Below are 19,196 nucleotides of genomic sequence, written 5' to 3'. Positions count from 1 at the left end.
GTGCTGACTGCGCCTGGCTGATGTGGCTAACATCACGACACCGCTGCGATGAAGCCGCGGTGTCAAGGAGGTGCGACGTGCTGCCAGTACGGGGACGAAACGGCCGAGCCGCCAGGCCTGCGCGCCTCCTGGGCACCCGCACCGCGTGGACGCCCGTCGGGGACGGCGAGTTCTTCTGCCCCGGCTGCGGAGGCGACCGCAACTACCAGCGGCTCACCGGCCGCCGCCGCTTCACCCTCCTCGGCGTCCCGGTCCTGCCGCGCGGCGAGACCGGCCCGGTCGTCGAGTGCGCCGCCTGTCGCCGCCACTTCGGCACCGACGCCCTGGACCACCCCACCACCACCCGCTTCTCCGCGATGCTCCGCGACGCCGTCCACACCGTCGCCCTCGCGGTCCTCGCGGCGGGCGGCACCTGCGCCCGTACGACACTGGAGACCGCCGCGGCCACCGTGCGCGCCGCCGGCTTCGACGACTGCACGGAGGAGCAGCTCAGCGCGCTGGTCGACGCCCTGGCCGCGGACACCGGCCGGGTCTACGGCGACCCGGGCGGCGCGGGTCTGGCCATCGAGCTGCACGAGGCACTGGACCCCCTCGCCCCGCATCTCGCCCCGGTCGGCCGCGAATCGATCCTCCTCCAGGCCGCCCGCATCGCCCTGGCCGACGGTCCCTACACCCCGGCCGAGCGGGACGCCCTGGCCACGGTGGGCGCGGCCCTGACCATCTGCTCGGACGACGTCACCCGCCTGCTGGCGGCGGCACGGACACCGTCCTGAGCGGCGGCGCGGACAGGGCGGCGGTGGATCCGGGAGCCTGAGCGAGGGCACCCGTTCGGCCGACGCCCTCGACGCTGACCCGGTCACCGGGGGAACTCCTGCTCCCGTGATCTCCCTGAGCCGCACCCTCCTCGTGACCCTCTCCTTCCTCGCCACCACCACGGCCACCGTGCCCGCCACGACCGCCCGCACCTGCACGTCCTCCGTCCCGTACGTCTCCGGCCGGGGCGGCTACGCCACCTACCGCATCCCGGCGGTCGTCACGACCCGGCGGGGCACGGTGCTGGCCTTCGCCGAGGGGCGGCGGCAGGGCGCCGCCGACTCCGGGGCCATCGACGTCGTCCTGCGGCGGTCGGGGGACGGTGGCTGCACCTGGGGCCCGTTGCAGGTGGTGGCCGCGGGGGAGGGGGACACACGGGGGAATCCGGCGCCGGTGGTCGATCCGCGCACCGGTGCGATCGTGCTGGTGACGTCCTACAACAGCGGTGCCGTGACCCAGGCGCAGATCCTGCGGGGCGAGGTGACGGCGGAGCAGGGCCGACGGGTGTTCGTGCAGTACAGCCGGGACGACGGACGCGGCTTCTCGGCGCCCCGCGAGATCACGGCGGAGGTCAAACGGCCGGACTGGCGGTGGTACGCGACGGGACCGGGGCACGCCGTCGCGCTGACCCGGGGCCCGCACGCCGGCCGCCTCGTGGTCTCCGCCGACTTCTCCGGCACCCCGCCCGCCGGTTCCCCCGACACCGGCGCGGAGGCCAGGTACGGCGGCGCGCACGCCCTCTACTGCGACGACGGGGGCGCGAGCTGGCAGCTCGGGTTCGTGGACGACACCTACGACGGTGTGCTCCACCCCAACGAGTCCACGGCCGCCCAACTCCCCGACGGACGCCTGTACTTCAGCTCTCGCAACCAAAACGGCAGGGAGTCCGGCCACCGGCTGGACACCTACTCCCGCGACGGCGGCCGCAGCCTGGACCGCCCCTACGCCCAGCAGCCCACCCTCGACGACGTCCCGGTCGTCGAGGGCAGTGTCCTCCAGCTCGCCGGCCCACGGGCCCCGTTGCTCTTCTCCGCCCCGTCCGTCCGCACGGCCCGCCGCTCGATGGCGATCTGGAGCAGCGCGGACGCCGGAGCGACCTTCAGGAAGTCCCTGACCCTCTCCGACCGGCCGGCCGCCTACTCCGACCTCACCCAGGTGGACGGCACCACGGTCGGCCTCCTCTACGAGACGGGGAGGAGAGGGCCGTACGACACCATCGAGTTCCGCCGACTGCCGATCGACGCCCTCTAGCCGAGACCCGCGGCGGCGAGGTACTCGGCGATCCGTTCCACCTCCCGCGGTGACAGCGGTACCTGGGGTTCCGCCGTCGCGGGGCAATCGATGACGCCGCGCAGGTGCAGGGCCGCCTTGAAGGCGCCGAGGGCCGACGAGCCCGCGCCCATGCGGGCCGGGTCGCCCACGCCGACCAGGCCGAAGAGGGCGCACAGGCGTTCCTGTTCGGCGCGGGCCCCGTCCAGGTCGCCGGCCCGGAAGAGGCGGTCGAGACGGACGTAGCCGTGCGGGTCGACGTTGGCGAGACCGGGCACCGCCCCGTCGGCGCCCAGGGCGAGCGCGGCGTCGACGAGCAGTTCCGAGCCCGTCAGCGCGCTGAAGCCGGGCAGGGCGCGGGCACCGGTGACGACCTCGCGGAAGGCGGCCAGGTCGCCGCTGGAGTCCTTGAGCCCGGCGATCGTGCCCTCGGCGGCCAGTTCGAGGACGAGGCCGGCGGGGAGCTTGGTGTGGACGGCCACAGGGATGTCGTAGGCGAGGACCGGCACCGGGGACGCCTGGGCGACCAGGCGGAAGTGGCGGGCGATCTCGGCGGGGTGGGTGCGGGCGTAGAAGGGGGCCGTCACGACCACCGCGTCCGCGCCGGCCGAGGTCACCGCCGCCACGTGGTCCAGGACCCGGGGTGTCGTCATGTCGATCGCCCCGGCCAGGACGGGGAGCCGGCCGCCCACGTGGTCCACGACCGACTCCACGACCAGTCGCCGCTGCCGGTCCCGCAGGTACGCCGCCTCCGAGGAGGAGCCGAGGACGAACAGCGCGTCCACCCCGGCCCCCACCAGATGGTCCACCAGCCTGAGCAGCGAGGGCACGTCCACCTCGCGGTCCGGTGTCAGGGGCGTGCAGACGGGCGGAACGACTCCGGTCAACGGGGCGAGGAAGGTCATCAGGGCTCCCTGGGGTGGTTCCGCGGTGCGAGGTCGCGTGGTGAATCCGGACTCCTCTCCAGGATGGTGGGTGCGCGGCCGGTGACCGTAACCTGACGCGATGACGGACACCTGGAACCCCGTGGACCCCGGCGTGCTCCGGCTGCCGTCGGGTCGCCTGATCCGGGGCCGCGGCCTACGGCGGCCGCTCCCGCCGCGGGCACCCGCACCCTCGTACGCCCTCTACCTCCTGGGCAGGCAACCCCCGCCCGTCTCCTGGGAGTTCACCTGGATCCGCTGGCCCGACTTCCGGCTTCCCGCCGACCGTGCCGCCGCCCGCGCCGCGCTCACCGGGGCCTGGGAACGGGCCGCGGACGAGCGGGTCGAGGTCGCCTGCGGGGGCGGGCGGGGACGCACGGGGACGGCGCTGGCGTGTCTGGCCGTGCTGGACGGGGTGCCGGGCGAGGAGGCGGTGGAATTCGTGCGGCGGCACTACCACCCGCGGGCGGTGGAGACGCCGTGGCAGAAGCGGTACGTGCGGGACTTCGCGGGCGCAGCTCACAGCGAGCGGCGCATGACGAGGCGGTCCGCGCCCGGACCGAAGTAGTCCTTGCGGACGCCCTCGTCGGCGGTGAAGCCCAGCGACTCGTACAGGACGATCGCCGCGAGGTTGGCGGGGTCCACGGTGAGGCACACCTCGCGCACCCCGTCGGCCCGCAGCCGCCGCAGCGCCTCCCGCATCAGCCGCCGGCCGTGACCGCGCCCACGCTCGTCCCGCGTGATGCCGAGCCCCAGCACCCAGCTGGGCCCGTCGTCCGGGGGCGTCGCGACCAGCACGTACCCCTTCAGGGCGGTGCCGTCGTCCAGGACGAGCAAATGGCCGGGGTGCAAGTCGTACATCTGGCGCAGCACGAAGTAGGGGTACGGCTCCTCCGGGAAGATCTCGCGCTCGAGAAGGGCCAGCGCCTCGAGGTCCCCCTCCGTGACGCCCCTCAGGTGCAGCGGCGGCGGGGGCTGTTCACCTCGATGTGTGGGCAGAGGAGTCATCCCACCCCCTGGTGATGATCCGTGGCGTAGATCTCTACGAACACGTTGGCCTCGTCTCCGATCTTACGGCTGACGATTGCCAGTGCGGTGACGGACGCCGTACGTCATTCCTAGGTCGCCGGGCCGTAGACCTTCGGCGGACGCCGGAGCGAGCCTGGTGACGCCAGGCTGATGGCATGGAGAAGACCAAGGGGATCACCCGGGCCGGTTTCCTCGCGGGCGCCGCGGCCGCCGCGGTCGGCCTCGCGACGGGACCGGCCACGGCGCGGACCGAGCGGCACCGGGGCCTGCGGCACCACGGCGTCGTCTACACCGTCGGCGAGGGCGAGACGCCGGGAACGGCGTGGAGCGCGACCCGGATGCGGCACGACCTGCGGACCATCCGCGACGAACTGCATGCCGACACCGTCGACGTCACCGGTGACGGCGTCGAACGCCTCACCGCCACCGCCGCCGAGGCCGCCGAACGAGGGCTGCGCGTATGGCTCCAGCCGACGCTCGCCGACGCCCCGGAGCGGGACATCCTCGAGCACATGGCGGAGTGCGGCCGGTTCGCGGAACGGCTGCGGCGGCAGGGGGCGGGCGTCGACTTCAGCGTGGGCTGCGAGTTCTGGCTGTTCGTGCCCGGGATCGTGCCGGGCGAGACCGTCCTGGAGCGGGTGCACAACATTCTCAACGGCGACTTCGACCCCGTGCGGATGCAGCGCCGCCTCGACCGCTTCACCGCGAAGGCCGCGGCGGTCGGCCGGTCCGTCTTCCACGGCGACCTGAGCTACGCCGCCGCCCAGGACGACAAGGTCGACTGGCGGCTCTTCGACATCGTCGGCATCGACTACTACTCCTACTTCCGCCACCACCCCGACTACGCAGGCGAGTTGAGGCGCTACCAACGCTGGGGCAAGCCCCTCGCCATCACCGAGTTCGGCACCTGCGCCTACGTCGGAGCGCCCCGGACGGCCGGCATGGGCTGGAACGTCGTCGACTACGACAAGGGCGAGATCAAGGGCCACCTGGTCCGCAGCGAACACACCCAGGCCGCCTACCTCACCGACCTCCTGGAGGTCTTCGAGTCGATGAACCTGTACGCGGCGATGGTCTTCGAGTTCGTCACCCCGGACGCCCCGCACCGCACCGACGACCCCCGCAAGGACCTCGACCTGGCCAGCTACAGCATCACCAAGACCATCAAGGACCGCCCCGACGACCCCCGCTCAGGCTGGCACTGGGAACCGAAGGAGGCGTTCAACGCCCTGGCCCGGCACTACGCCAGGTGCGCTCACTCGCAGACCACGTCCCGCTGAGGCCGCTCGCCGGTCGCCAGGAACCGCGAGACGGTCTCGTCGCCGCAGGCGTTGCCGTTGGCGAGGTAGGCCTCGTGGCCGGTGGAGTCCACGGTCACCATGACGGCCCGCCGCCCCAGGGCCGCGCGCATCTTCAGGGCGCCGCTCAGCGGAGTGGCCACATCCCGTTCGTTCTGGACGAGCATGATCCGGCCGGCCGGCCCCCGGTCGGTGATCCGCACCGGTGCCTGCTTCGGCTGCCACGGCCAGGCGGAGCACACCATCGCGTTACGGGGCATGCCCGCGGTCAACGGGTACTTGGCGCGGCTCTCCTCGACGGCCTTCCGGTACACGGCGGCCGACCGGGGCCAGGCGACGTCGTTGCAGATGGTGCCGACGGCGACCGCGGTCAGGTTCTGCAGCGCCTGCTGAGGGGGAGACTGTGGCGCGGGCGGGACCGTGCCCTGGCGCGCGGCCAGGATCAGCCGGGCGAGCGAGGCGTAGTCGTCGGGGTCGTAGAAGCTGTTCAGCAGGGCCTGGCGCAGGACGTTGCCGTTCAGCTCCTCCGGGTTGGCGCCGGGCCAGGGAATCGGCTCGCGGTCCAGACGGGCGGCGAGCCGGAGGAACAGCGGGCGCACCTCGGCGGCCGTGTCGGCGAGCCGGTACGGATTGCCGGGCGCGGACGCCCACTTGGCGAACACGGGGAAGTTGTCCTCGACGCCGACTTCGTACGCCTGCAGCCAGGCGCGTTCTGCCCGGACGGGGTCCGGGTTGCCGCTGCTGTCGAGCACGACGCGGTCGGTGCGCTGCGGGAAGAGCTGGGCGTACACGGCGGCGATGTACGTCCCGTACGAGACGCCCCAGGCGGACAGCCTGCGTTCGCCGAGCGCGACGCGGATCCGGTCGATGTCCCGGGCGTTGTCGACGGTGCTGATGTGCCGTATCAACGCACCGCCGTTGTGCGCGCAGGCGTCCGCCATGCGCCGGGCGGTGGCCAGGTTCCCGGTGATCGATCCGTCGGCGGCCGGCCAGGGCCGCAGCGCCGTCACGGCGAGGTCGGCATGGCTGAGACCGCAACTGACGGCGGTGGACGGCGCGTTGCCGCGCGGCGCGAAGCCGATCAGGTCGTAGCGGTCCCGCACGGCTCGCGGCAGCTTCTGCCCCTTCCCAGAAGGGTCGTCGAGGCTGGAGCCGCCCGGTCCACCGGGGATGAGCAGGAGGGAGCCCCGGCGGGCGGACGGCTTCTCGGCCGGGATGCGGGAGACGGCGAGGTCGATCCGCCGGCCGTCGGGGTGGGCGTAGTCCATCGGCACGGCGAGGGTCGCGCACTCCTGACGCGGATCGAGGCCCGCGCCCTCGCACTTGGTCCAGTGCAGCGACCCCTCGGGGCGTGCGGACGCGGTCACCGGCGCGACGAGACCGAGGACGACGGCGGTGGCGGCGATCAGGGAGGCGGTACGGATGCTCTTCGTCATGGCCATGAGCCTGGCGGATCCGCGCCGCCCCTCCCATCCGGTCAACAGCCTTGTCCAGCAGGGGGTTTACCCCACCCCTGGCCACGGGTTCCTCATACGTCCCGCCGGTCGACGGCCACCACGGCGATCACCGCGCTCACCGCCGCCCACGCCCCGAACACCACCCACGCGCCCCCCGCGGTCGTCGGGTACTTGGAGACCAGGGTGAAGGGATGGGTGCCGTATCCGATGTCGACGAGCCGCACCCACGCGTTGAAGGGCAAGGCGTTCCGGACGCAGGCCGTCCAGTGGTAGGTCTCGGTGACGAAGGACGGCAGCAGGAGCAGCACGAGCGTCGTCAGGACCATCGTCGTCGCGCTGTGCCGGATCAGCGCTCCCACGCCCATGCCGACCAGTGCGCTCACCGGGGCCAGCAGCGCCGAGGCGGCGACCACCCGCCAGGCGCCGGGGTACCCGATCGACACGCCGACGCCTCGGCCGTCGAGAATCGCCTGGGACGCGGCGAAGGAGACACCGGCGACCAGCGCGCCGTACAGCGTCATCACCGCCGTCACCACGACCACCTTCGCCGCCATCAGCGCCCGCCGGTCCGGGACGGCGGCGAAGGTCGTGCGGATCAGGCCCGTCGCGTACTCACCCACGACCGTGATCGCCCCGATGCTCGCGCACGCCAGCACCATCATCAGGGCGGCGCCCTCGGTGAAGGCGTCACGCAGCGCCCAGTAGACGAAGTCGCGGTGGATCGGGCCGCCGTAATGCGGATAGTTGACGTAGTCCGCGCGGGCCGCGTTCGCGTTGAAGGCGATCAGGACCAGGGCGCCGGCCCCGAGGGCCCAGTAAGTGGAGCGCAGAGAACGGAGTTTGAGCCATTCCGCGGCCAGCAGGTCGCTGAAGCGGGCGGCGGGCAGGGCGAGCGTGGTCATCGGGGGTCTCCGGCCAGGTATTCGACGCTGTCGGCGGTCAGTTCCATGAAGGCCGTCTCCAGGGAGGCGGCCGAAGTCGACAACTCCCAGAGCAGGAAGCGGTGTTCGTGGGCGACCTCGCCCACCCGCCCCGCACTCGCCCCGCTGACCCGCAGCGTCTCCACGTCGTACGGCGTCACCACCGCGCCCTCCGCCTCCAGTACGGCCGCCAGGGGGCCGGCGTCGGGCGTGCGTACCGTCACGGTCGGCGCCGTCCCGCGCGCCGCGAACTCGGTCAGGCTCTCGGCGGCGATCAGCTCGCCCCGGCCGATGACGACCAGTTCGTCGGCGGTGTGCTCCATCTCGGACATGAGGTGACTGGAGACGAAGACGGTACGGCCTTCGCGGGCGAGGCGGCGGAACAGCTCCCGCACCCACAACACCCCCTCCGGATCGAGGCCGTTGAGCGGCTCGTCGAAGATCAGCACCGGTGGGTCGCCGAGCAGGGCCGCCGCGATGCCCAGCCGCTGCCTCATGCCGAGCGAGAACGCGCCGACCCGACGCCGGGCCGCCGTTTCGGTGAGGCCGACCTCGGCGAGCACCTCGTCGACCCGGCGGCGTGGGATCCGGTTGCTGCGGGCCAGCGCGTGCAGATGCGCCCGGGCGCTGCGGCCGCCGTGCACGTCCTGCGCGTCCAGGAGGGCGCCGACGTGGTGCAGGCCGCGTGGGTGGCGGCGGAAGGAGTGGCCGCTGATCGTCGCCGTACCGGACGTCGGCTCGACCAGCCCCAGCAGCATCCGCAGGGTCGTGGTCTTGCCCGCGCCGTTCGGGCCGAGGAAGCCGGTGACATGGCCGGGGCGGACGGTGAAGGACAGGTCGCGTACGGCCGTCGTGGGGCCGTACCGTTTGGTGAGCTGCTCGACTTCGATCATGTGGACACGGTCGCGCGGGCGGGCGGTCCGGGGCATCGGGCGGGTGCTGACACTCCAACGGCCCGGCTGTCGACCGTGGTTGTACGTCCCCGGTCCGATGACCGGGCCGGGAAGGGCCCCTTACGATCACGGCATGTCCGCGATCCCGCCTCCGCAGCCCCTGCTCAAGCGTGTGTCGCCGGGCGACTGGACAGCGCTCGTGTGGTGTACGAGCACGCTGTTCACGCTGCTGACGACGTTCCGGCTGCCCGGCGAACTGGAGCCGAGCCAGTGGCCGGCGGTCCAGCTGTACCGCTGGGACGGGATGCTGTTCCTGGCGCTGTCCACCGCGATGGCGTTCCGGGGCGGCAGGCTGCTGCAGCGCAGGCCGGTGAGGGCGCTGACGTGGACGATCCTCGCCGCGGTCGTCGAGACGATCACCCTCGGCGTGGGCCAGCTCCCCATGGCGCAGTACCTCACCACCATCGTCGCGCTGTACTTCGTCGCCGCCGCCCACCCCCGGCGCACCGCGCTGATCGCCCTGGCGCTGGCGGTCGGCACGCTGGTCGTCTACGTGTGTGCGCGGATGCTGCGCGGCTGGGTCGCCGGTACCGGACCGGAACTGGCCGTCGCCCTCGTCACCGTCATCGCCTGGCTGCTCGGCAACTCCAGCCACCAGTCCCGGATGCACGCGCAGCGCCTCAGCGCCGAGCACGCGGAGCGGGCGGTGACCGCCGAACGGCTGCGCATAGCCCGCGAGATGCACGACACCGTCGCCCACAGCATCGGAATCATCGCCCTCCAGGCAGGCGCCGCGACCCGGGTGGCGAAGACCCGCCCCGAGGCGGCCCTCGCGGCCATGCGGGCGGTCGAGAACGAGGGCCGCGAGACCCTGGCCGGCCTGCGCCGCATGCTGGTCGCGCTGCGGGCGGCCGACGACGGCACGGACGGCGGCGAGGCGGCCCCGGCTGGCCTGGACGACGTCGACCGGCTCGCGGCCACGACAACCGCGGCGGGCGTACGGGTGGAGGTACGGCGGGTGGGGGAGCCCCGGCGCCTGCCCTCCGACATCGACCTGTCGGCGTTCCGGATCATCCAGGAGTCGGTGACGAACGTGGTCCGGCATGCGAGGACACCCCGGTGCCATGTCACCTTGCACTACGGCGCCGACGAACTCGCCCTCGAGATCACCGACGACGGCCAGGGCCCGGGCCACAGCACCCCCGACACCGGCTTCGGCCTCGCCGGCATGCGCGAACGCGTCGCCCTGCTGCACGGCGAGTTCACGGCGGCGCCCCGCCCCGAGGGCGGCTTCCGGGTCGCTGCCCGGCTGCCCGTACCGGCGGGTGCGCGATGACGCCCGACCCGGTACGGGTCGTCCTGGCGGACGACCAGGAACTGATCCGTACCGCGCTGAGCATGGTGATGGGCGAACTCGAGGACATCGAGGTGGTCGGCGAGGCGGCGACCGGCGCGGAAGCCGTCCGGCTGACGGCCGAACTCGCCCCGGACGTCGTCGTGATGGACCTCCGCATGCCGGGCATGGACGGCATCGAGGCCACCCGCCACATCACCGCGGCCGGCTCCGAGGCCAAGGTGCTCGTCCTGACGACCTTCGACGACGACGATCACGTGTACGGCGCCCTGCGGGCCGGCGCGTCCGGCTTCCTGGTCAAGGACATGGCGCTGGACGACATCATCGGCGCGGTACGGGTGGTGGCGTCCGGCGACGCGCTGATCGCGCCCAGCGTGACGCGCCGCCTGATCCACGACTTCGCGGCCCGTCCCGAACCGGTCCTCGCACGCCGGGAGCTGACCGGCATCACCGACCGCGAACGCGAGGTCCTCACCCTGGTCGGCTCCGGTCTGTCCAACACGGAGATAGCCGCCGAGCTGTGCATCAGCGTGGCCACGGCGAAGACCTACCTCACCCGCCTCCTGACCAAGCTGAACGCGAGGGACCGCGTCCAGCTGGTGATCATCGCTTACGAGGCGAGGCTGGTGGCGGTGACGTAGGCGACTGGTCCCTCAGGTAGGTAGAGCGCTCCCACGGAGTGAGGGTCCGGTGGACGGCCCGCTGGATCCTCCTGATGGCGGCGCGCGGGTCGGGAAGGAAGACGTTCCACAGCCGGATCGTCCCGTCCTGCCCGCCGCTGGCGAGCGTGCGGCCGTCCGGGCTGAACGCCAGCGACTCCACGGGGGTCGTGTCCCCCATCAGGCGGTGCCCGAGCGGGAGAGCGGCGGCGAACAGGCTGGCGGTGGCCTCTTCGGTCGGACTGGTCCGGTAGGCCTGCACCGCCAGGAGCGCAGCCAGGTCGGAATCGACGTCCAGGAGGTCGGAGGACTGGGCGGCAAGCTGGCGGGAAAGGGCCCTGTGCTGGGCGGCGACCGCCTGTCGCCGCTGTCGCTCGCTGGCCCGTGACTGCTGCCACGCGGTCACTCCCGCGGCCAGCGACAGCACGAGCAGGATCGACAGGGCCGCGGTGAACTGCCGCAGGCGTCGGGCGGTACGGCTGTTCGCATCGTCCTCACGCCGACGTGCCCCCAGACTGCAGCTGAGGAAGTCCCGTTCCACCGGTGTGAGTTCACCTTTGACGTCCGCACGGAGAAAGGTCTCCTCGGCCGCACTGAGCCGTGTGCCGCGATACAGCGCGCCGGGGTCTCGGTCCAGGCGGTCCCAGGTCTGTGCCGCGTCGGTGAGTTGGCGGTGCAGGCGCAGCCGCTCACGCGCGTCGTCGATCCACTGCCGCAGCCGGGGCCAGGCGGTGATGAGAGCTTCGTGGGCCAGGTCGACGGTGTCGTGTTCGATGGTCAGCAGACGGGCGCGGGCGAGGAGTTCGAGGACCTTCACCGTGTCGTCGGGATCACCGAAGTCGAGCTCCGAGCGGGGAGTGGGCCGTCGGGTGTCCGGGGTCGCCTCGCCCGGGGGTGATGAGGCGCAGCAGGACGCGTCGGGCGACGTCGGCCTGCGAGTGGGTCAGCTGAGCGTGAACGTCTTCGGCGGTGCGGGCGATGGCACCGTCGAGACCACCCGTCGCCTCGTAGGCCTGGATGGTCAGCGTGCGGCCCCTGCGGCGGCGCCAAGTCTCCAGCAGCGCGTGTGACATGAGCGGCAGGGCGCCCGGTTCGCCTCCGACTTCGTCGAGGATACGCGCGGTCAGGGCACGGCCAGTCCCCGGTACGGGGCCTCGGCGTTCCCCTCCTCGGTGTGCGAGGCTGCCGCCGCCTCCGCGGCCGCCTCACGCCACCGCTCCTCCCACTCCTCCGGGTCGCCGCCGCACGCTCGCACGTACGCCAGCACCACAGGAAGGGTCGGCAACCGCTCCCCGGCAGCTGCTTGCGACAGGGTGCTCGCGCCCTGCCCCGTACTCTCCGCCATCACCCGATAGGTCGGGCTGCCCGCCTCCCCCCGCAGTTTGCGTAACTCGGCGGCGAACCGCGTAACCGGCCCCGCGCTCGGATCCAGTTGACTCTCCGGACGCCCTGCCATCAACGTCCACCTCCCCGACCCGCTTCCCCCGTGGACGCGGTGGCCGCAGGAGGTACGCGCGCTCGCGGCAGAAGGGCAAACAAGGGGCATGAACTTCGGTCAGTGCACCGTGCCGCACCCGTGATCTGCGACAAGGCCATTGATCAGGCCGGTGCGACCTGCTGTCCATTCAATGTGCCGCCCGCTGGAATCGATGACGTGCCGCCCCGTCAGGCGGCGCCCAGCCAATCGAAAGGCAAACCATGCGACCGAACACAAGGACGGGGGCCCGCGTCAGCCGACGTATGGCCTTGTTCGCGGGAACCGCCGCGGTGGCCGTCGGCGGGCTCACCGTCACGGCCCCCGCCGCCCAGGCATCCGGCACCTACCTCGGCGACAGGTATGTGGCGCAGGTGTCCGGCTGCAAGGCCTGGATGAACGGCGCCGACTGGACCTCCGCGTCCGGCGGCTACTACCAGCAGACCCAGGCGATGCTCGAGTCCTGGGGCGCCAACTGCCGGATGGACTACGTGCGGACCGGCCCCAAGGCGTCAGACGGGTTCGACGACGAGCGTTACCAGGACGGCGCCGGCACCCTGTCCACCAACTTCTACTGGGACGGCCCCGGGTACCGCACCTGGGTCTGCGTGGTCAATCTGGACCAGGGCGTTTCGCAGTGCGGCGACGAGTACTGAGTCGCCCACTGCCGTCAATCTGACGGTCCGGGCTGCCGGCCGGCGCGAGGGGAGCGGCCGGCGGCCCGGACCGCTGCGCGTTCTCGCCCGGTTCCGCCAGGAGCCGCGGTGAGGAATCAGCGCGTGCAACCGCGCACGAACTCCGCCCAGGCCCCCGCCTCCACCACCAGCACCGGCCCGTCCGGCACTTTGCTGTCCCGGACGGGAACGACGCCGGGGACTCCGTCGGCGACCTCGACGCAGTCGCCGCCTTCGCCGTTGCTGTAGGTGCTCTTGCGCCAGCGGGCGGCGCCGGGGAAGGCGTACGCGACCTCGACGCAGCTGCCGCCCTCGCCGTTGCTGTGGCTGCTCTTCTGCCAGCGGGCGTTGGTCAGGTCGTACTCGCGCATCGTCTGAAGTCCTCCGCCGCCGACTCGATCAGGGCCAGGGACGCCTCCGGCGACAACGCGGCGACCCTGAGCAGATCGTATGCGCGCTGTGCCCGCTTCACCACGGCCGGATCGTCGACCAGCGTTCCCGAAAACGCCGTCTCTGTATAGGCGATCGGCGGTGCGTCCTCGAACTCCATGAGCTTCACGGACCCGGCCATGGAGGCATGGGCCCCGGCCGCGTACGGAAGCACGGTCACCCACACCGTGCGGTCCCGCATCAGCCCCGCGATGTGATCCAGTTGCTCCGCCATGGCGGCCGGACCGCCCACCGGAATGCGCAGTGCGTTCTCATGCAAGGTCACCCAATACTCGGGCCTTGTAGTGTCCTTGAGGATCCGCGCGCGTTCTAGTCGGGCTGTGACCTTCTCCTCGACGTACTCGTCCGTGACGAACGGGTTGGCCGCGACGGTGATCGCCCCGGCGTACGGGGCCGTCTGCAGCAGCCCTGGCACCACGGTGGGCGCGAACTCGCAGATCTTCGTGGCCGTCCGCTCGAACTCGAGGACCCTCGCGAAGTAATCCGCGTACCGCTTGTCGTTGATGAGTTTTCGGCACAGGCGCTCGAAAATACCGTCGGTTTGAAGGATCTGGTCGATGCGTTGGGAGATATCGAGCTGGGGTTTTCGAATCGCCTGCTCGAACTGCCCGATATAGGCGCCGGACACGAAGACGCGGGCCCTCAACTCCGCCTGCCTGAGCCCGGCGTCCTCCCGGTGTCGTCGCAGCTCCGCGCCGAAGAATTCCCAGGCCGCCTGTCGTGAACCGTTGGCCATGGCCAACCCCCTTGTGCTGCCTCGAACTTGTAGAGCACAGACTCCTGCCGAGTGTAGGGCGAGCGGTGCAAGCTGTGCGAGGAAAAGGGTGAAACCCGAAAAGGGAGGGCACGCTGGAGGCGCGCGGGACGCGCCACTCGGAATTGTGGGTCGTTTTCGTTACGGTCGTTAAGGAGAGGAAATGAAATCCCCCAAGCCCCCTGTCGGCAGCCATGTCGTGGACACGCGGACCGGAAAGGCCGGGATCGTCATGGGGCACGAGGGGCCGTACGTCCAGCTGAGACCCTTCGGCGGCGGCAAGGAGTGGGACGCCGATCCGGGGGCTGTACGGGAGGCACCCGCGGTAGGCGAGAATGGGAGCCATGAGTCTGTTCCGCGACGACGGCACCGTGCTGCGCACCCGGAGGCCGGGTGAGGCGGACCGGACGCTGCCCGGACCGGGGTATAGCGGAGGCGCGCGATGAGCCTGTTCCGGGATGACGGCGTCGTGCTGCGGACGCAGAAGCTCGGCGAGGCGGACCGCATCATCACGCTGCTCACCCGCGGACACGGGCGGGTGCGTGCCGTGGCTCGAGGGGTGCGGCGGACCAAGTCGAAGTTCGGGGCGCGGCTGGAGCCGTTCTCCCATGTCGACGTGCAGTTCTTCGCGCGCGGGAGCGAGCTGGTGGGGCGCGGGCTGCCGCTGTGCACGCAGAGCGAGACCATCGCCCCGTACGGCGGCGGGATCGTGACCGACTACGCCCGCTACACCGCCGGCACCGCCATGCTGGAGACCGCCGAGCGGTTCACGGACCACGAGGGCGAGCCGGCCGTCCAGCAGTACCTGCTGCTGGTCGGTGCCCTGCGGACGCTGGCCAACGGCGAGCACGCCCCGCACCTCGTCCTGGACGCCTTCCTGCTGCGCTCCCTCGCCGTCAACGGCTACGCGCCCAGCTTCGGCGACTGCGCCCGGTGCGGGATGCCCGGGCCGAACCGGTTCTTCTCGGTCGCCTCCGGCGGCTCGGTCTGCGTCGACTGCCGGGTGGCGGGAAGTGTCGTACCGTCTCCGCAGACCCTGGAACTCCTCGGCGCGCTGCTTACGGGAGACTGGGAGACGGCGGACGCGTGCGAGCCGCGGTACGTCCGGGAGGGGAGCGGGCTGGTGTCCGCCTATCTCCACTGGCATCTGGAACGCGGCCTGCGCTCGCTCAGGTACGTGGAAAAGTAGAGGGAGACGAGAAGCACATGGTCGTACGCGGGATCCTGGGACGCCAGCGCCGCGAGTACCGGGCACCGGAGCCGCACCCGTCGGGCGCCCGCGCGCCGAAGCTGCCGGGCGAGCTGGTCCCTAACCATGTGGCCATCGTCATGGACGGGAACGGCCGCTGGGCCAAGCAGCGCGGGCTGCCCCGCACGGAGGGGCACAAGGTCGGTGCCGAGCGCGTGGTCGACGTCCTGCAGGGCGCGATCGAGATGGGCGTCGGCAGCATCTCCCTGTACGCCTTCTCCACGGAGAACTGGAAGCGCTCGCCCGACGAGGTCCGCTTCCTGATGAACTTCAACCGCGACTTCATCCGCAAGAGCCGTGACACGCTCGACGAACTCGGCGTCCGGGTGCGCTGGGTGGGCCGGATGCCCAAGCTGTGGAAGTCGGTCGCCAAGGAGCTCCAGATCGCCCAGGAGCAGACCAAGGACAACGACCTGCTGACCCTGTACTTCTGCATGAACTACGGCGGTCGCGCGGAGATCGCCGACGCTGCGCAGGCACTGGCGGAGGACGTGCGGGCCGGCCGCCTCGACCCGTCGAAGGTCAACGAGAAGACCCTCGCGAAGTACCTGTACTACCCGGACATGCCGGACGTGGACCTGTTCCTGCGGCCCAGCGGCGAGCAGCGCACCTCCAACTACCTGCTGTGGCAGAGCGCCTACGCCGAGATGGTCTTCCAGGACGTCCTGTGGCCGGACTTCGACCGCCGTGACCTGTGGCGGGCCTGCGTCGAGTACGCCTCCCGCGACCGCCGCTTCGGCGGGGCGGTGCCGAACGAGAAGCTGCTGGAGATGGAGGCGGCGATGAAGGGCGACGACACCGCCTGAACGGCCCGGCTCAGCCTGCGGCGCAGTCCGCGCAGGTGCCGAAGATCTCCACCGTGTGTGCCACGTTGACGTAGCCGTGCTCGGCGGCGATCGCCTCCGCCCACTTCTCGACCGCGGGCCCCTCCACCTCCACGGCCTTGCCGCAGACCCGGCAGACGAGGTGGTGATGGTGTTCGCCGGTGGAGCAGCGGCGGTAGACGGACTCGCCGTCGGAGGTGCGCAGGACGTCGACCTCGCCGGCGTCGGCGAGGGACTGGAGGGTGCGGTAGACCGTGGTGAGGCCGACCGAGTCGCCCTTGTGCTTGAGCATGTCGTGAAGGTCCTGCGCGCTGCGGAACTCATCGACCTCGTCGAGGGCTGCCGCCACGGCGGCCCGCTGCCGGGTGGAACGGCCCTTCACGGGCGGTCCAGCGGTCGTCACCGGTTGCTCCTTCCAGAAGGTCACGTCTGCGCTTGCCCGGCCATTGTGCCAGTCCGGGCCGTGCGCGGTCAGACGCCGACCTTCCCGTCGGCCTCCCGGGCGGCCGGGACGGCGCACTCCAGGGGGTCCTGGGCGGGCCGCGCGGCGGCGGCCGCACGGGCGCGGCGCCGGGCCAGCGGGGTGGCCAGCGCGGTCAGCGCGACGAACGCCCCGATGGTCAGCAGCACGATCGTCGCGCCGGGCGGGACGTCCTGGTAGTACGAGGTGATGGTGCCGCTGACCGTGACGGCGACCCCGATGGCGACGGCGATCGCGAAGGTCGCCGCGAAGCTGCGGCTGAGCTGCTGGGCGGCGGCGACCGGCACCACCATCAGCGCACTGACCAGCAGCAGGCCGACCACCCGCATGGCCACCGTCACCGTCACCGCCGCCGTGACGGCGGTCAGCAGGTTCAGGGCGCGCACCGGCAGGCCCGTCACCCGGGCGAACTCCTCGTCGTGGCTGACCGCGAACAGCTGCCGGCGCAGACCGAGGGTGACCAGCACCACGAACCCGGCCAGCAGGCAGATCGCCGTGACGTCCGACGGGGAGACGGTCGACAGGGAGCCGAAGAGGTACGAGGTCAGGTTCGCGTTGGAGCCGCCCGGCGCGAGGTTGATGAACATCACGCCGCCGGCCATGCCGCCGTAGAAGAGCATGGCGAGGGCGATGTCGCCGCGGGTGCGGCCGTACCAGCGGATCAGCTCCATCAGGATCGCGCCGAGCACGGAGACGAGGGTCGCCATCCACACCGGGGACGTGGACAGCAGGAAGCCGAGGCCGACGCCGGTCATCGCCACATGGCCGATGCCGTCGCCCATCAGGGCCTGGCGGCGCTGTACGAGGTAGATGCCGATCGCGGGGGCGGTGATGCCGACCAGGACGGCGGCGAGCAGGGCCCGCTGCATGAAGGCGAAGTCGAGGAAGTCCATCAGCTCAGCAGTCCTGTCCGCATCGGCTCGGGCTCGTGGGGGTGGACGTGGTCGTGGCCGGGGAGGGCGTGCTGTCCCACCGCGCGCGGCGGCGGCCCGTCGTGCAGCACGCATCCGTCGCGGAGCACGACCGCGCGGTCGATCAGGGGCTCCAACGGGCCGAGTTCGTGCAGGACGAGGAGGACCGTCGTACCGGCCGCCACCTGCTCGCGCAGGGTCCGGGCCAGCACCTCCTGGCTGGCCAGGTCGACGCCCGCCATCGGCTCGTCCATGATCAGCAGGTCGGGTTCGGCGGCGAGCGCGCGGGCGATCAGGACGCGCTGGTGCTGGCCGCCGGAGAGGGCGTTCACGGAGTCCCTGGCCCGGTCCGCCATGCCGACCAGCTCCAGGGCGGCGCGTACGGCCGCGTGGTCCGCCCCCCGCAGGATGCCGAAGCGGGCCCGGGACAGCCGTCCCGAGGACACGACCTCGGTGACGGTGGCCGGGACGCCGCCCGCGGCCGTCGTGCGCTGCGGGACGTAGCCGATCCGCGCCCAGTCCCGGAACCGGCGCAGGTCCGTGCCGAACAGTTCGACCCTGCCCGCGCTCATCGGGACCTGCCCGATGACCGACCGGATCGCCGTCGACTTGCCGGACCCGTTGGCGCCGAGCAGCGCGACGACCTCACCGCGTGCCACGGTGAGGTCGATGCAGCGCAGGACGGGGCGCGAGCCCAGCTCGGCGCGCACCCCGCGCAGGGATATGACCGGCTCGGTCGGCACGCTGTCCTCGGATGTCATTTCGCTCCCAGAGCCGTCTGCAGGGCCTTGAGGTTGGCCTTCTGGACGGAGAAGTAGTCCGTGCCGCGGGACTTGGCGGTGATGCCCTCGATCGGGTCGAGGACGTCCGTCTTGAGGCCGGCGTCGGAGGCGATGGTCTTCGCGGTCTTGTCGCTGACGAGGGTCTCGTAGAACACCGTGGTGACGCCGTCGGCCTTCGCCATCTGCTCCAGGCTCTTCACCCGGGCGACGCTCGGCTCGGACTCGGGGTCAAGGCCGTTGATGGCCTCCTCGGTCAGGCCGTAGCGCTCGGCGAGGTAGCCGAAGGCGGCGTGGGTGGTGATGAAGACCTTGGTCCTCGTGTTCGCGAGCCCGGTCTTGAACTGCGTGTTCAGGTCGTCGAGCTTCTTGACCAGGGCCGCGGTGTTCTTCTTGTAGTCGGCCGCGTTCTTCGGGTCGGCCTTCTCGAAGGCGGTGCCCACTCCCTGGGCGACCTGGGCGTAGCGCACCGGGTCGAGCCAGATGTGCGGGTCGAGACCCGACAGGTCGGCGTTCTTCGAGGTGTCGTGGGAGGCCGCGTGGCCGCCGACCTCGTTGCCGTGCTTCTCCATGGAGGTCAGGGAGGCGGCGTCGATCTTCGTCTTGACCGGGGACTGGGCCACCGCGTCGTCGACGGAGGGCTGGAGGTTCTTGAGGTAGAGCACCGCGTCGGACTCCTGGAGGCGCGCGGTCTGCTGGGCGCTGATCTCCAGGTCGTGCGGCTCCTGGCCGGGCTGGGTGAGACTGGTGACGTGGACGTGGCCGCCGCCGATCTGCTCGGCGAGGTAGGCCATCGGGTAGAACGACGCGACGACCTCGAACTTTCCGTCGCCGGCGGCGGCCGCGCTGTCGGAGGAGCAGGCGGAGAGCGTGCCGAGGCCGAGGGCGGTGACGGCCGCCACGGCCACCCCGGATATGTGTTGTCGTCGTACGTTCATGACAGTCATTTTCATCTGAGATGAGAACCGTTGTCAATAAACGATCC

Annotated in this window: 23 protein-coding genes and 1 pseudogene; 10 read left to right on the top strand and 14 right to left on the bottom strand. The window is 71.6% G+C overall.

Features of this window, described 5'->3' with window-relative positions; translation table 11 throughout:
- Window positions 1-77: 77 nt before the first annotated feature.
- On the top strand, window positions 78-773 hold the full coding sequence (locus ACIRVK_RS14610) for a TerB family tellurite resistance protein (protein ID WP_404246779.1): 696 nt from the start codon (window positions 78-80) through the stop codon (window positions 771-773).
- Window positions 774-879: 106 nt separating this feature from the next.
- Window positions 880-2,064 carry an exo-alpha-sialidase gene (locus tag ACIRVK_RS14605; protein ID WP_404246778.1) on the top strand — a complete coding sequence of 395 codons (1,185 nt, stop codon included), beginning with the start codon at window positions 880-882 and terminating at the stop codon, window positions 2,062-2,064.
- Here ACIRVK_RS14605 and ACIRVK_RS14600 read toward each other — a convergent pair.
- The gene (locus tag ACIRVK_RS14600) at window positions 2,061-2,987 is read right to left on the bottom strand and encodes a dihydrodipicolinate synthase family protein (RefSeq protein ID WP_404246777.1); all 927 of its coding nucleotides are present in this window, start codon (window positions 2,985-2,987) and stop codon (window positions 2,061-2,063) included. The two genes, ACIRVK_RS14605 and ACIRVK_RS14600, sit on opposite strands and share 4 nt — an antisense overlap.
- A gap of 100 nt (window positions 2,988-3,087) precedes the next feature.
- Between ACIRVK_RS14600 and ACIRVK_RS14595 the strand changes: the two genes are divergently transcribed.
- Window positions 3,088-3,573, top strand: a complete 486-nt coding sequence (locus ACIRVK_RS14595) for a protein phosphatase (protein WP_404246776.1) — start codon at window positions 3,088-3,090, stop codon at window positions 3,571-3,573.
- Here the strand turns inward: ACIRVK_RS14595 and ACIRVK_RS14590 are convergent.
- Entirely contained in the window at window positions 3,525-4,013 is a 489-nt protein-coding gene (locus ACIRVK_RS14590) for a GNAT family N-acetyltransferase (protein ID WP_404246774.1), read from the bottom strand. The genes ACIRVK_RS14595 and ACIRVK_RS14590 overlap by 49 nt on opposite strands.
- A gap of 176 nt (window positions 4,014-4,189) precedes the next feature.
- Here ACIRVK_RS14590 and ACIRVK_RS14585 point away from each other — a divergent pair, with 176 nt between their 5' ends.
- On the top strand, window positions 4,190-5,314 hold the full coding sequence (locus ACIRVK_RS14585) for an abortive phage infection protein (RefSeq protein ID WP_404246772.1): 1,125 nt from the start codon (window positions 4,190-4,192) through the stop codon (window positions 5,312-5,314).
- On the opposite strand, the gene ACIRVK_RS14580 is transcribed toward ACIRVK_RS14585, so the two are convergent.
- The 3 genes from ACIRVK_RS14580 to ACIRVK_RS14570 form a co-directional block, all read right to left on the bottom strand.
- Window positions 5,290-6,768 carry an alpha/beta hydrolase gene (locus tag ACIRVK_RS14580; protein WP_404246770.1) on the bottom strand — a complete coding sequence of 493 codons (1,479 nt, stop codon included), beginning with the start codon at window positions 6,766-6,768 and terminating at the stop codon, window positions 5,290-5,292. The two genes, ACIRVK_RS14585 and ACIRVK_RS14580, sit on opposite strands and share 25 nt — an antisense overlap.
- 92 nt (window positions 6,769-6,860) lie before the next feature.
- Window positions 6,861-7,691, bottom strand: a complete 831-nt coding sequence (locus tag ACIRVK_RS14575) for an ABC transporter permease (RefSeq protein WP_404246768.1) — start codon at window positions 7,689-7,691, stop codon at window positions 6,861-6,863.
- Window positions 7,688-8,602 carry an ABC transporter ATP-binding protein gene (locus tag ACIRVK_RS14570; protein WP_404246766.1) on the bottom strand — a complete coding sequence of 305 codons (915 nt, stop codon included), beginning with the start codon at window positions 8,600-8,602 and terminating at the stop codon, window positions 7,688-7,690. Before ACIRVK_RS14570 ends, ACIRVK_RS14575 begins: the two co-directional genes overlap by 4 nt.
- Window positions 8,603-8,735: 133 nt before the next feature.
- Between ACIRVK_RS14570 and ACIRVK_RS14565 the strand changes: the two genes are divergently transcribed.
- Both ACIRVK_RS14565 and ACIRVK_RS14560 read left to right on the top strand, forming a co-directional pair.
- Window positions 8,736-9,938 (top strand): sensor histidine kinase, encoded by a 1,203-nt coding sequence (locus ACIRVK_RS14565; RefSeq protein ID WP_404246764.1) that lies wholly within the window; start codon window positions 8,736-8,738, stop codon window positions 9,936-9,938.
- Window positions 9,935-10,597: a response regulator gene (locus ACIRVK_RS14560; RefSeq protein ID WP_404246763.1), complete on the top strand. Its 663-nt coding sequence runs from the start codon at window positions 9,935-9,937 to the stop codon at window positions 10,595-10,597. The genes ACIRVK_RS14565 and ACIRVK_RS14560 overlap by 4 nt, the downstream gene beginning before the upstream one ends.
- Here the strand turns inward: ACIRVK_RS14560 and ACIRVK_RS14555 are convergent.
- The 3 genes and pseudogenes from ACIRVK_RS14555 to ACIRVK_RS14545 form a co-directional block, all read right to left on the bottom strand.
- Window positions 10,560-10,796: a WD40 repeat domain-containing protein gene (locus ACIRVK_RS14555; protein ID WP_404247114.1), complete on the bottom strand. Its 237-nt coding sequence runs from the start codon at window positions 10,794-10,796 to the stop codon at window positions 10,560-10,562. The genes ACIRVK_RS14560 and ACIRVK_RS14555 overlap by 38 nt on opposite strands.
- Window positions 10,797-11,297: 501 nt before the next feature.
- Window positions 11,298-11,688: pseudogene (locus tag ACIRVK_RS14550) on the bottom strand (hypothetical protein); the annotation flags it as partial.
- Window positions 11,689-11,738: 50 nt separating this feature from the next.
- Entirely contained in the window at window positions 11,739-11,960 is a 222-nt protein-coding gene (locus ACIRVK_RS14545; protein ID WP_404246761.1) for a hypothetical protein, read from the bottom strand.
- 395 nt (window positions 11,961-12,355) lie between these two features.
- On the opposite strand from ACIRVK_RS14545, the gene ACIRVK_RS14540 reads away from it, so the two are divergent.
- Window positions 12,356-12,745 (top strand): hypothetical protein, encoded by a 390-nt coding sequence (locus tag ACIRVK_RS14540; protein WP_404246759.1) that lies wholly within the window; start codon window positions 12,356-12,358, stop codon window positions 12,743-12,745.
- Window positions 12,746-12,861: 116 nt separating this feature from the next.
- Here the strand turns inward: ACIRVK_RS14540 and ACIRVK_RS14535 are convergent, their stop codons facing one another.
- A complete protein-coding gene (locus ACIRVK_RS14535; RefSeq protein ID WP_404246757.1) occupies window positions 12,862-13,134 on the bottom strand; it encodes a DUF397 domain-containing protein in 273 nt (90 codons plus the stop codon).
- Window positions 13,116-13,949 (bottom strand): Scr1 family TA system antitoxin-like transcriptional regulator, encoded by an 834-nt coding sequence (locus tag ACIRVK_RS14530; protein WP_404247112.1) that lies wholly within the window; start codon window positions 13,947-13,949, stop codon window positions 13,116-13,118. The genes ACIRVK_RS14535 and ACIRVK_RS14530 overlap by 19 nt, the downstream gene beginning before the upstream one ends.
- 181 nt (window positions 13,950-14,130) lie before the next feature.
- Here ACIRVK_RS14530 and ACIRVK_RS14525 point away from each other — a divergent pair, with 181 nt between their 5' ends.
- Genes ACIRVK_RS14525 through ACIRVK_RS14515 form a run of 3 tightly spaced genes read left to right on the top strand, consistent with a single transcriptional unit; the run spans window position 14,131 to window position 16,022 of the window.
- Window positions 14,131-14,364, top strand: a complete 234-nt coding sequence (locus tag ACIRVK_RS14525; RefSeq protein WP_404246755.1) for a hypothetical protein — start codon at window positions 14,131-14,133, stop codon at window positions 14,362-14,364.
- A 45-nt stretch (window positions 14,365-14,409) separates the two neighbouring features.
- On the top strand, window positions 14,410-15,156 hold the full coding sequence (recO, locus tag ACIRVK_RS14520) for a DNA repair protein RecO (protein ID WP_404246753.1): 747 nt from the start codon (window positions 14,410-14,412) through the stop codon (window positions 15,154-15,156).
- 17 nt (window positions 15,157-15,173) lie between these two features.
- Window positions 15,174-16,022: an isoprenyl transferase gene (locus ACIRVK_RS14515; RefSeq protein WP_404246751.1), complete on the top strand. Its 849-nt coding sequence runs from the start codon at window positions 15,174-15,176 to the stop codon at window positions 16,020-16,022.
- Between the two features lie 10 nt (window positions 16,023-16,032).
- Here the strand turns inward: ACIRVK_RS14515 and ACIRVK_RS14510 are convergent, their stop codons facing one another.
- The 4 genes from ACIRVK_RS14510 to ACIRVK_RS14495 all read right to left on the bottom strand — a co-directional run bounded on the left by ACIRVK_RS14510 (window position 16,033) and on the right by ACIRVK_RS14495 (window position 19,149).
- A complete protein-coding gene (locus tag ACIRVK_RS14510) occupies window positions 16,033-16,443 on the bottom strand; it encodes a Fur family transcriptional regulator (RefSeq protein WP_404246749.1) in 411 nt (136 codons plus the stop codon).
- A 68-nt stretch (window positions 16,444-16,511) separates the two neighbouring features.
- Window positions 16,512-17,414, bottom strand: a complete 903-nt coding sequence (locus ACIRVK_RS14505; protein WP_404246747.1) for a metal ABC transporter permease — start codon at window positions 17,412-17,414, stop codon at window positions 16,512-16,514.
- Entirely contained in the window at window positions 17,414-18,193 is a 780-nt protein-coding gene (locus ACIRVK_RS14500) for a metal ABC transporter ATP-binding protein (RefSeq protein ID WP_404246745.1), read from the bottom strand. Before ACIRVK_RS14500 ends, ACIRVK_RS14505 begins: the two co-directional genes overlap by 1 nt.
- The gene (locus ACIRVK_RS14495; RefSeq protein ID WP_404246743.1) at window positions 18,190-19,149 is read right to left on the bottom strand and encodes a metal ABC transporter substrate-binding protein; all 960 of its coding nucleotides are present in this window, start codon (window positions 19,147-19,149) and stop codon (window positions 18,190-18,192) included. The genes ACIRVK_RS14500 and ACIRVK_RS14495 overlap by 4 nt, the downstream gene beginning before the upstream one ends.
- Window positions 19,150-19,196: the final 47 nt, after the last annotated feature.

The organism is Streptomyces sp. NPDC101152, from assembly GCF_044768275.1.
Taxonomy (GTDB): domain Bacteria; phylum Actinomycetota; class Actinomycetes; order Streptomycetales; family Streptomycetaceae; genus Streptomyces.
The sequence above is the reverse complement of the archived record's forward strand: the minus strand, read 5'-3'. Positions and strand labels throughout refer to the sequence as shown.